Consider the following 12,428-nt stretch of genomic DNA (forward strand, 5'->3'; position numbering starts at 1 on the left):
CAGCGTCCAAAGAGCCGCGCCTCCCCATCACGTCGCCAGATAGCGCCGCCAGACCGCCTTGCCGAACTGGTCGTAAAGGTCCATCGCCGCGATCAGCCCGGTCAGCGCATCGGGCGAACAGAGTTCATCCGGCAGCAGCGGATCCCGGACAATCCTGCGCACCGCCTGCCGCCCAAGCGTCAGGGTTTCGGCCGCGGCGTCCCTGACCTCCGCACCATCGAGCCTGGCAAGACTGCGATCGAGCGCGAGACGCAGGCGCTTATGTCCGGCTGCGATGGCCGTGCCATCCCAAAGCGAGTGAAACCGTGTCCGCCTGATGGTATCCAACCCGCTCGCCGCGACGACCAGCAGTGATGACGCGGTGTCCAATTCCGCCAGCCTTTCGCGAACCCCCACCGCGCCATCAACCAGATTGTCGGGTCTCGCCCAGAGATTGGTTTCCGCCTCGGCGAACCCCTCCAGTTCCAGCCCGCGCATGGTTCGCCGCCAGACGGTCCGGTCGGCGCGTTCCTGCGGTCCGGCGACGGCCATCAGCCATTCGCCGTTCCAGTCGCGTCGCCGTGCCGACACTGTCCGCCAGCCAAGGATGCGGTGCTGCAGCGGCTCACCTTCCGGCCCGATCGCGTAAAGTCCCCGCGCCACCTGCCGCAGCCTTTGCTCCGCCTTGAGCCTGGTGATCGCGGTTCGGACGCCGGCGGACCCGATACCGAAAACCGCCCCCGCCCTGATCAGATCGGCGACCGAATAGGTCGCATGCCCGTCGGTCGACAGCAGGTCCAGGATCACCAGCCTGGCGCTCGGGCCTTCGTCGCCTGACTCAACCATCGTATTGCTCATCTCGTCAATGTTCGACAAATTATGAAATATTTTGGTCACACCATCGCACCAGGCGTGGCCACCCTTCCCGGAGACCGGATGATGACGTTCCAGACGCTTCTCTATGAAACCGGCAGTCGTATCGCGACCATCACCCTCAACCGGCCGGACCATTTCAATGCCATCGACGACGCCATGCCACGCGAGATCCGGACGGCGGTCGAAACGGCGGAGGCCGACCCGGATGTCCACGTCATCGTGTTGAAGGGCGCCGGCCGCGGCTTCTGCGGCGGCTACGACCTCAAGCATTATGCCGAACGCAAGGGCGAGATCGCCGGTTCACAGGACATGCCCTGGGACCCGACGCTGGATTTCACCATGATGTGGCGCAACACCCAGGACTTCATGGCGCTGTGGCGCGCCTCCAAGCCGACGGTCGCCCGGGTGCATGGCGCGGCGGTGGCCGGCGGATCCGATATCGCGCTCTGCTGCGACTTCCTGATCATGGCCGAGGATGCCCGGATCGGCTATCCGCCGTCGCGCGTCTGGGGCGTGCCGACGCCGGCCATGTGGGTCTATCGGCTGGGTCCGCAAATGGCCAAGCGCATGATGATGACCGGCGACCTGATCGACGGGGTCGAGGCGGCGGCGATCGGTCTGGCCCTGAAGGCCGTGCCGGCGGCCGAGCTGGACGATGCGGTGGAGCATCTGGCCGGCCGGCTGCGCGGGGTGCCCCGCAACCAGCTGATGATGACCAAGATGGTCGTCAATCAGGCCTATGAGAATATGGGGCTCAACAACACGCAGATGTTCGCGACCCTGTTCGACGGCGTGTCGCGCCATACGCCCGAGGGCATCTGGTTCCGCGAGCGCGCCCAGGAGGTCGGCTTCAAACAGGCCGTCGCCGAACGCGACAGCGGCGCCCCGATCGCCAGCCAGGTGTCCAAGCGCCTGCGCCCCAAGGGCTGAGGCGAACCCGGGACGCCCGGCGCCGGCCCGTGCCGACCGACGCCGGCATCGAAGCTAAGCTCCGAGACCGATTCAGCCGCGGTCCTCAAGGCGTTGCGAAACAAGCGGAAGCGCCGCTGCCGAGGCAAACCATGGCGCCGTTGAAGCGCGGGTCCTGAGGTAAGCCCGAGGCGCGGTCACCGAGCATGGCGAAGGCTTTCGCCGCGTCGAACGAGCCCGGCCAGGCGGAGTTGTTGCGGAACGCCCAATCGACCGTGCTGGACAGGCCGGTGGTCGCCGCCCCCGCCGGGGTCACCGTGAGATTGCCGGCCTGGAAGGTCATCAGGTAGTTCGCCGAGGCCACCAGCGTGCCCTGGGTGATGGCGAAGTCGCCGGGATTGCTGCCCTGCACCGCCGCCGTCGCCAGATCGCCCGAGAGGCTGTCGCCATTGGCAAGGCCACGGCCGCCGACGCTGTAGGTCAGCGGCGGATTGGCCTGGCCGGCAAGCCTGGCGAGATTGTCGGCGGTCACCGTGATCGCCCGCTGGGTGACGGCAAGCGACCCGCCGGTGAAGGTCATGGTGTAGTTCGACGAAGCGGCGAGCGAGCCTTGCGTGATGGCGTAACCGCCGACGTTGGAGCCGGTGGTCGCGGTACTGGTCATGGCCCCGGACAGGAGGTCGCCATTGACCAGCGAGCCGGAGGTCACGGTGTAGGCGAAGGCCGGGTTGGCGTCACCATAGACGCGGCTCGCCGCATCCGCGGTGACGCCGATGGCGCGCGGCGTGATGGTCAGGTTCGCGCCGGTATAGCTGATCGCGTAATTGGCATTGCCGAGCGTGCCCTGCGTGATGCCATGGGTCCCGACACCAGAGGCAACCGTCGCCGTGCTCGACAAGGCGCCGGTCAGGCTGTCGCCATTGATCAGCGCGCCCGAGGTCACCGCATAGGTGAAGGCCGGGTTGGCATCGCCATAGATGCGGCTGGCGGCATCGGCCGTGATGCCCAGCGCCCGCTGCGTCACCGTCAGGTTCGCGCCGACATAGGTGATGGCGTAATTGGCGGAGACACCCACCGTGCCCTGGGTAATGCCATAGGCCCCGACATTGGAGGTGCCGCTGGCCGCCGTCGCGAGCGTGCCGCTGAAGGCGTCGCCATTGACCAGGGAGCCACCGGTCAAGCCATAGGTCAGTGCAGGATTGGCATCGCCATAGGTCCGGCTCTGCGCATCGGCGGTCACCGTGATCGCCCGCTGGGTCACCGTCAGGTTGGCGCCGGCATAGGTCACCACATAGTTCGGATTGTTCGCCGTCGTCACGGTGCCTTGGGTGATGCCATAGGCGCCGACGCCGCTGGTGCCGTCGGCCGCGGTCGCCAGGCTGCCCGCAATCGCCACGCCCGCGCCGAGCGAGGTGGTGGTGAAGCCGAACACGGGATTGGCGTCGCCATATTGGCGGCTGGCCGCAGTGGCCGTCACCGTCACGGCGCGCTGGTTCACCGTCAGGTTGGCGCTCTGGTAGGTGATGGCATAGTTGGCATTGGCGAGCGTGCCCTGGCCGATGCCGTAGCTGCCGACATCGGAGCTGGCGGTCGCGGTGGTCGCCAGCGCGCCGGTGAAGGTGTCGCCATTGACCAGCGAGCCCGAGGTCACCCCATAGGTCAGCGCCGGATTGGCATCGCCATAGGTCCGGCTCCTGGCATCGGCCGTCACCGTCACGGCGCGCTGGCCGATGGTCAGGTCGGCGCCGACAAAGGTCACGGCATAGTTCGGATTGTTGGCCGTGGTCACGCTGCCCTGGCCGATCGCATAGGCGCCGACACCGCTGGTGACGGTGGCTGATGTCACGAGGCTGCCGGTCAGCGCCGCGCCGTCGCCGAGCGACGTGGTCGTATAGGTGAGCGCCGGATTGGCATCGCCATAGGTGCGGCTCTGCGCATCCGCGGTCACCGTCACGGCGCGCTGGTTCACCGTCAGGTTGGCGCCGACATAGGTGACGGCATAGTTCGAGGAGGCGCCCAGCGTACCCTGGGTGATGCCGTAGCTGCCGACATTCGACGTGCTGGTCGCCGCGGTCGCGAGCGCTCCGGAGATCGTGTCGCTGTTCACCAGACCAGCGCCGCCGACTACATAACCGAAGGTCGGGTTGGCGTCGCCATAGGCGCGGCTGGTGGCCTGGGCCGAGAGGGTGATCGCCCGCTGGGTCACCGTCAGGTCGGCGCCGGCATAGACCACCACATAATTCGGGTTGTTGGCGTTGGTCACCGTCCCCCGCGTGATGCCATAGGTGCCGACGTCGCTGGTGCCGTCGGCCGTGGTCGCCAGGCTGCCCGCGATCGCAACACCCGCCCCGAGCGAGGTGGTGGTGAAGCCGAACACCGGGTTGGCGTCGCCATAGGTCCGGGTGGCCGCGTTGGCCGTCACCGTCACCGTCCGCTGGTGCACCGACAGGTTGGCGCCGACATAGGTGATGGCATAGTTGGCGGAGATCCCGACGCTGCCCTGGGTGAGCGCATAGGTCCCGACATCGGAGGACGCGGTCGCCGTTGTCGCCAGGGCACCGGTCAACGTGTCGCCATTGACCAGAGAGCCGGAGGTCAGGCCATAGGTGAAGGTCGGATTGGCGTCGCCATAGGTCCGGCTGGTGGCATCGGCCGATACCGTCACCGCCCGCTGGTTCACCGTCAGGTTGGCGCCGATATAGGTCAGCGTGTAGTTCGGGTTGTTGGCATTGGTCACGCTGCCCTGGCCGATGCCATAGGCACCGACATTGCTCGTGCCATTGGCCGAGGTGGTGAGGCTGCCGACGAGAGCCGCGCCGGCGCCGAGCGATGAGGTCGTAAAGGTCAGCGCCGGATTGGCGTCGCCATAGGCCCGGTTCAGCGTATCGGCCGTCACCGTCACCGCCCGCTGGGTCACCGTCAGGTTGGCGCCCTGATAGGTGATCGCATAGTTGGCGTCGGCAAGCGTTCCCTGGGTGATACCGTAGATGCCGACATTCGAGGCCGCGGTCGCTGAGGTCGCGAGCGCGCCCGACAAGGTGTCGCCATTGACCAGGCCGGCGCCGCCGACCGTATAGGCGAAGGTCGGATTGGCGTCGCCATAGGTCCGGCTGGTGCCGGTGGCGGTCACCGTGATCGCCCGCTGATTGACCGTCAGGGTGCCGCTATTGACGAAGCTCAGGGCGTAACCGGAGACCGAAGCGAGCGTCCCTTGCGAGACCGTGATCGTATAGGGCGAGCCCGCGACGCCGGCGCTCGCCGTGGCGCCGAGCGAGGTGACGCTGGCGGCACCGGTGAGCGCGGTGGCCGAGCTGTCGCCGAGATAGACCCCGGCAATGCCGGTGTCGAAACTCGTGACGGTGTAATGGCTGGCGAGATCAGCGGTCACGTCGACGCCATAGGTCTTGCTATGGCTGGTCGAGGTAATGATCAGCGTCGGCTGGTTGGCGAAGATGTAGCGATTACCGGTCGGGCTCACGCTGCCGGGCGCAAGCGTCGCCAGCGTCGCGCCGAAGATCGCGGTATTGCCGCTGTCGAGCAGGCTGTCGGTCACGCCGAAGGTGTCGTTGGCGGCTGCCGAGGAATAGATCAGCCAGCGTCCCGAGGTGGCCGTGACCGCGTCGCTGCCCTGGTTGTTGATGAAGGCACCGGTCGCCGAAAGCACCGGGTTCTGGCCCGACACCAGGGCGCCAGAGGCAATGGTGAGATCGCCCGTGACCGCAAGGGTGGTAGTGCCCGATGTCGTGACGCCGGCAATGGACGCGCCCATCGCGTCGACCGCACTGCCGGTCGTCAGACTGATGCCATTGGCGAGCGAGAGGGTGCCGACATTGGCGGCGAGCGTGCCGACCTGGTTGGCCGAGCCGAGCGTGAAGGAACCGGTCCCTTCGAGCAGCAAGGTGCCGGCGGTCAGCGCGGCCGTCTGGGTCACCGTGCCGTTGGAGACGAGCGACAGCGTGCCGCTCTGCGACACCGCCTGGTCCAGCGCGAAACTCGCCGCAGAAATCTCGATCTGGCGGTTGGCGATGGTGAGGCTTGCCGCCGGGGTGGTCCCGACCGTCGTCGCGAAGGCGCTTTCGAGTGCCGCGAGCGAGGTGACGCCGGAACCGGGCATGTCGCGCCGCCAGCCGGCGGAAATGTCGAGGCCGGTGGTCACCGCCCCGGGTGCGCCCGGCCGGAATGACAAGGCCTGCTGGCCAGTGGTCGTATAGGCCACGACGCCCGCCGGGTTCGACAGCGTTCCGGCTGCCCCAAAGACGTAATAATAGCCGTTGGCGCCGGTCGTGGCGCTGCCCAGCACCACGCCGCCGCCGGCCGCCGAAACCGTGCCGGCCAGTGGCGTCGCGCCGGTGCCGTCATAAGCAAAACCCGAAACGGCCTGCACGCCGCCGGGGAAGAAGGCCTTGATATAGGGGTAGATCCCGCCGGTGCCGCCGCCCCAGAGTGTGGAGTCGAAGCCGGTCGGCAGGCCATTGTTCTGGAGTTGCGCGGTGGTCAGGGCCGCCATGCCTGTCGACCAGCCATTGATATTGTTGCCGATGGCGGCCCCTCGGCCCGTGGTCTCGACATCGAAGGCGCTATCCTGGACCTGGCCGCCTTGGGTGTTGAGGCCGATCAGTCCGCCGAGACCCGTGACGCCACGAACGGCGCCGGTGGCGTAGCTCTGCAACAAGGTGCCGATGTTCAGGCCGACAAGGCCGCCGGCATTGCTGTAACCAGCGGTCACCGAGCCCGTGGCGTGGGATTGGATAATGTAATCCAGGTTGTAACCGACGAGCCCGCCCGCAATGTCACCGGCCGATACCGCGCCGGTCGCATAAGACAAGAAAATCGGTCCGCGGTTGCTGCCGACGAGGCCGCCGACGCTATTGTTGCCGTTGACCCTCGCGCCCGAATAGGCATTGGTAATCAGCCCGAAGTTGAGGCCAACCAGGCCGCCGACACCCATGCTGCCGTTGACCTGGCCGGTGACGGAAACCGCCGTAAGGAAGCCGCCCATATTGTTGCCGATCAGGGCTCCGACAGTGTACAGGCCTTGAATATTCACATCGACCAGGTCGAGGGCGCGCACATTGCCGCCCTGCCCGTAATAGCCATTGCCGGTACTGCCGATCAGCCCACCGATGCCGGGGGTACCGCTATTGTTGACGGATGTCAGCCCGGTAATGGAGTGGCCAAGCCCCTCCAGGGATCCCATGAAGCTCGCGGCGTCGCTGAGACCGAAGAGCGCGCTGCCATAGGTCACGCCGGTCGCGTTGAGGTTGCCGGCAATCGCATAGGAGCCGTAGCGGCCGGCCCCGTAGGGCGTCAGCGCCGAGCCGTCGACCGCGCTCAGGCCGTCGATCGCATCGAGCTGCGCCATATTGTAGACGAGCGTGTGGTTGACGCCGTTGATCGTCAGCGACTGGCCGGCGACCGTCGTCGTCGCGGCGCTGCCATCGGCATTGGTGAAGCTCAGGCTGCCACCGAAAAACGACAGATTGGTGGTCGCCCCGGCATTGTAGCCGAGCGTCACGGTGCTCGCGCCCTTGATGGTCACGGCGGCGTTGATATTCAGCAGACCGCGGCTGTTGAGCGTCAAGGCGCCGCCATCGCCAATGGTGATCGGCTGGGCAACGGTCAGGGGCGCGCCGGCCAGGGTGGTCACGCCGAGGCGGCCGGAGATGTTCACCGCTTGGTCGATGGTGAAGCTCGCACCCGTCGCGGTCAGCTCCAGGCCGGTGGTGCCGTTGATCGCCGCGATGGCGGCGGCGACCCCGCCGGCCGTGGCGGTGGCATTGGCCCGCGCATCGGCCGAGGCGAGCGAATAGAGCACAGCCGAGGTCGGCGCCGTCAAAATATTGCCGTAGAGCGCGGCCGACTGGACGCTGGCGCCCGTGGCTTTCGACACCAGCGCCGAATTGGCGCTGGAATAGGTCAGCAGCGCCGTGCCGTTGGTCAGCGTTCCCGCGTCCAGTTGCAAGTAGTAATAGCCGTTCGCGCCGGTCGACACCGTGCCGAGCGACGAACCGGCGAGAACCGCGCCGACCGTGCCCCCCTGGCCGAGCGGCGTCGCTCCGGCGTCCGTATAGGCGAAACCCGAGACGACCTGGATGCCATGGGCGAAAATCGACTGGAGATAGGGATAGAGCCCGGTGCCGCCGCTAAAGGCGCCGCCGAGCCCGCCAGCCTGGCCGGTCTGGAGCTGCGTCGTGGTCAATCCGGTCATGCCGGTGGCGTCGCCAGTGCCGACCGCGTTGCCGAGCCCCGTCGACGTGTCGAAATAGCTCGAAGTGACGTTCCCTGCATTGTTGCCAATCAGGCCGCCAGCCATGACGGTGCCATGCGCCAGGCCCGTGGCATAGCTCCGGGACACCGTGCCGCTATTGCCGCCGATGAGGCCGCCCGCGATACTGGCGCTGCCTTGCGCCGCGCCCGTGGCATAGGCGTCTTGTACGGTCCCGACATTGTCTCCGACGAGCCCACCGATCATGCTATTGGTCGTGCCCGTGACGATCGCACTCGAGAACGACTGACTGACCGTTCCAATATTGAAGCCGACAAGGCCGCCGGCCGCCGACGCATTCGCGGTATTGACCCTCCCGCTCGACCAACTCTGGTTGATCGTGCCGAAATTGACGCCCGCAAGCGCGCCGACATTGTTGTCCGCTCTCGTGATGTTGGCGTCAACCAACCCAACCCTCTGAACGACACCTGCGCTATCGATCTGGCCGAAAAGGCCGGTCGGCTGCGCGGTGACAGGTGCGACGGTGAGGTTCTTGATGGTGTGGCCGAGCCCGTCGAACAGACCGGTGAAGCCATTTCCGGTGGTGCCGATCGGGACAAATCCGGCATTGCCGTTCCAGCTGGCCGTCGCCGTCGCGTCGATATTCCTGGCCAGAGCATAGGTGCCGCCCAGGTTGGTGTTGATCTGCTGCAACCCGTCGGCGTCGAAGACCAGCGTATAGGCCGTGCCGTTGATGGCCAGGCTCTGGCCGGTATTGGCCGCGCCGGTATAGGTCACCGTGCCGCCGTTCCACGCGACGACACCGCCTTGAGCGGAGTAGGCATTGCTGTTGAGGCTCAGACCGCCGCCACCCGATATCGTGATGTTCGCGTTGATGATCACCGAATGATAGGCGTTGAGCGTCAGCGTCGAGCCGGATGACCAGGTGATCGGCGCGGCCACCGTGATATCGCCGGCCCCCGCCCAGAAGTAACCGGTGTTGACGGTGACATTGGCGCCGGCGAGCGCATTCTGCAGCGTCGTAACATTGATGACGCTGTCATCTCCGGTAGCAGTGAAGCTGCCATTGTGGTTCGAGTCGGCGCCGTTCGAGATCGTGATGTTGTAGGGATCGAGCAGCAAGGTGCCGAAGCGGCCGAGCACCGCCGAGAGATCGGTGAAGCCGGAATAGCCGAGATGGGCCTTGCCCGAGACCTCGGTGAAGCCGCCATCGCCACCCTGGGCGCCGCCACGCGCGGTGATCAACCCGGCGAAACGCGTGTCGAGATCCGACCAGACGATCACCCGTCCGCCATTGCCTGATCGTAGCGCATCGGCCCGGATCGTGGTTGCCGCGTCGATCGTCGTGGTCTCGGCCCGCTGCAGCGTGCCCGTGCCCTGATAGTCGCCGCCGATGCGGATCTGGCCGCCGCCGTCGCGGCCCGAAGCCTCGAGAGCGGCGCCACGCATGTCGATGGTGCGCGCGGTCACGGTGATGCGTCCGCCGGTCGCCGGTGCCGCCGCCCGGGTCGGGCGCGCCGGCCGGCTCTGGCTCGCCTGGCGCTGGCGTGTTGATACGTCCAAGCGCCCCGTGACGGAAACGGCGCCGTCGCCGCCACCGAGGATGATCTCGCCCTGCCGGCCGGAGACCGAACGGGCCTCGACCACGCCGGAGAGATTGACCGCCTGGCGCACCGCGTCGCGCGCCTGCGCCGCCCGGATCTCGACCCTGCCGCCATCGGCGCTGATCCGTCCGGAATGGGTGACGAGCGCGCCATTGCCCTGGGTCTTGGTCGGCAAGGCCACCTGCAGGAAGCCGTCGCCGGAGAGATCCAGCGTCGCCTGCTCACCGGAGCCGAGACCGACCCGCCCGAGCGGCACCGAGATGGTGCCGGCATTGTCGACCGAGCCACCGATCAGGGCTGCATAACCGCCCCGGCCGATATTGATCGCGCCAGCATTGGAGACGGCGGCGGAAGAGCCATTGCCGGTGAAGGTGCGCCGACCGGCATTGAAGTCCTCGTCGGAAATGCCGAGCGTGGACGCCACGAAGCCGGCGGCATTGACCGTGCCGGTCGAGGTGATGGCGATGCCGTTGGGATTGACCAGGAAGACCTGGCCATTGGCGTTGATCTGGCCCGCAATCGTCGACTGGGTATTGCCGGTGACCCGGTTGAGCAGAGCCGAGGAAGCCGAGGGCTGGACGATATTGACGGTGGCGCCCGCCCCCACCGAGAAGCTGTTCCAGTTGACCACCGCCGAACCGGTCGACTGGTTGATGGTCATCTGGGTCGCCGAGGGCGTGGCGATGGTCACCCCGCCCGAGGCCACCGTGCCGCCGGTCGGCAAGGCCTGGCCATAGGCCGCGGAAGCGCTGATCAGCGCCGTCGAAGCCAGGAGGACGGCGGCGAGAGGCCCGCGCGGACGCCGCAGAGGGGTTTCGGCTTCGATCCGGTTCATCATGTTCCCCTAGAACTGCACTGCGCCCGAGAACGTCACGCGATCGGTGGTCGGCTTGTTGTCGCTGCGATGCTGCCGGCCCCATTCCAGGCTGAAGCTCACCTGGCTCAGGCCGATGGGGCTGAGACCGCCGGCCGGCGCTCCGCCCATGCGGATGCCGAGCCCATAGGAGGCGCCCTGGATATTGGCGACCTCGAGCACGGTCGGCCGTTCGATCTTGACCGCGCCATAGGCGCCGAACAGATAGGGCGCGACGACGACGAAGCCACTGGGCATGGCCATTTGCCAGGGCGACTGGAGTTCGCCGCGCACGACATAACCGGCATCGCCCTGGAACGTGCCGGAATCGAAGGACGACAGGCCGGTGAGCGAGGCGAGCCCCATCTGCTCGGAACGGGCGAGCGGCTGGCCGAACGAGGTTTGCACCCGGGCGCGCAGGTCCACTGCGAGATGCTCGATCAGTTGCTGGTTATAGCCGAGCGACAGTTCGAGCTTCTGGAAATTCGCATCGATGCCCTGGCGCGACAGCGGCAGCAGCGGCGTCGCGTCCTGGGCCGAACGGGCGCCGAGCGCATTGAGACCAAAGGAGCCGGTGACCCGGCCGGTGACCTGACCACCCCAGGGCGACAGCCAGAGCAGGTCGCCCGAGGCCCGCACGATGCGCAGCCGATCGAGCGAGATCGGCGCGCTCAGCGGCGTGATCACCGAGACCCGTTCCTCCTGGGCATCGAAGCTGAGTTCCGAACCCAGAGTAAAGTCGCGAGAGCGGATCCAGGGATAGCGCAGCCGCGCCGAAACGCGGTCGAAGGACGAGGTCGAGCCGAGACCGTTGGCGGCCGGCCGCGGCGTCGCCCGGGTATTGGTGGCTTCGAGGTTAAAGGTCAGCCCATCGAGGCCGATGGGCATGACGAGCCCCGCCGCCAGCGACCGGTTGAGCGGTTCATTGGCGAAGACGCCATGGTCACCGCCATTGGGATAGCCCGAGGCCCTGAAATAGAGCTGCTCGCCGGCGCCGGCCGCCGAATTGAGCTCGACGCCGATGCCGCTATTGACCCGGCCGAGCGCCGAGGACAGCGTGTTGTCGACGGTCAATTGCCCAGAGACGATCCGGTGCCTGGCCTCGACCACCAGGACGCTGGCGCCGGGTGCGGCACCCGCGGTCAGGGTCGAGCGCAGGATCGTGCCGGGCGTGTCGCTCGCCAGCAGCAGCTTGCGCTCGATCAGTGCCAGCGTCATGCCGCGCTCGCCGACCAGCGAGCCGAGCAGCGCCGCGATCCGGCCGCGCACCGCCTCGGGCACGCCCCGGACGTCGATCCGCTCGATGAAGCCGTCGACCACGACAAGCCGCAGCCGGGCGCCGTTGACGATGCGCTGGGCCGGCAGGATGACCCGCACCAGGCCGTAGCCGGCGCGCGCATAAGCTACCTCCAGGGCGCGGGCGACCGCGAAAATCTCGGCGGCGCTGACCGTGCGGCCGGCCAGTGGCGCGGTGATCGCGCGGGTCGTCGCGGCCATGGCCGGCAGGCCGCCCTCGACGACCACGTCGCGCAGGCGAACATTCAGCCGTTCCGCGCCGGGCGGCGCTTCCAGCCCCGGCCCTTCCGGGATGACCAGGGAGCCCTGGCCGCCGACGACCGGCGGGCGAAAGCTCTGCGGGGTAATCTGCGATGCGGTCTGGGCCCATGCCGGGCCGGCCGCCAGCACCATGGCGGCCAGGCAAACGCCAGCCATGGCCTGCCGCGACCGCCCCGTCACCCTCGTTCGAAGCAAATTCACGCCGTCCCCCGAACACCAGCCGCAGTACGCGCACCGCAGCATCACCTGGGGTAAGCTGTGCACTGAAGGGAAACCCCTGTCGTCGCACTCAGCGCAAAGAGGAGTCTCATTCCGCGCAAACGGGGAATTTGGTTATGAATTTCGTGAAATTTTCAGCGGCCGCCGGAAGTTTCCGATTCATCGGATCCCCGCATGCATCTGAACCGGCAGGCAAATCCGGCCC

4 protein-coding genes are annotated in these 12,428 nt (G+C 67.2%); 1 reads left to right on the forward strand and 3 read right to left on the reverse strand.

The annotated features are described in order from the left end of the window. Positions 1 to 27: 27 nt before the first annotated feature. Complete coding sequence (locus tag AC07WJ_RS26425) at positions 28 to 990, reverse strand: hypothetical protein (RefSeq protein ID WP_494937668.1); 963 nt, start codon at positions 988 to 990, stop codon at positions 28 to 30. On the opposite strand from AC07WJ_RS26425, the gene AC07WJ_RS26430 reads away from it, so the two are divergent. Further along, entirely contained in the window at positions 919 to 1,785 is an 867-nt protein-coding gene (locus AC07WJ_RS26430; protein WP_494937669.1) for a crotonase/enoyl-CoA hydratase family protein, read from the forward strand. The two genes, AC07WJ_RS26425 and AC07WJ_RS26430, sit on opposite strands and share 72 nt — an antisense overlap. 85 nt (positions 1,786 to 1,870) lie before the next feature. On the opposite strand, the gene AC07WJ_RS26435 is transcribed toward AC07WJ_RS26430, so the two are convergent. Both AC07WJ_RS26435 and AC07WJ_RS26440 read right to left on the reverse strand, forming a co-directional pair. Further along, complete coding sequence (locus AC07WJ_RS26435; RefSeq protein WP_494937670.1) at positions 1,871 to 10,429, reverse strand: MBG domain-containing protein; 8,559 nt, start codon at positions 10,427 to 10,429, stop codon at positions 1,871 to 1,873. Between the two features lie 9 nt (positions 10,430 to 10,438). Further along, on the reverse strand, positions 10,439 to 12,160 hold the full coding sequence (locus AC07WJ_RS26440; protein WP_494937671.1) for a ShlB/FhaC/HecB family hemolysin secretion/activation protein: 1,722 nt from the start codon (positions 12,158 to 12,160) through the stop codon (positions 10,439 to 10,441). Positions 12,161 to 12,428 lie beyond the last annotated feature (268 nt).

It is taken from the genome of Phreatobacter sp. GW821-FHT04C01 (assembly GCF_059420385.1).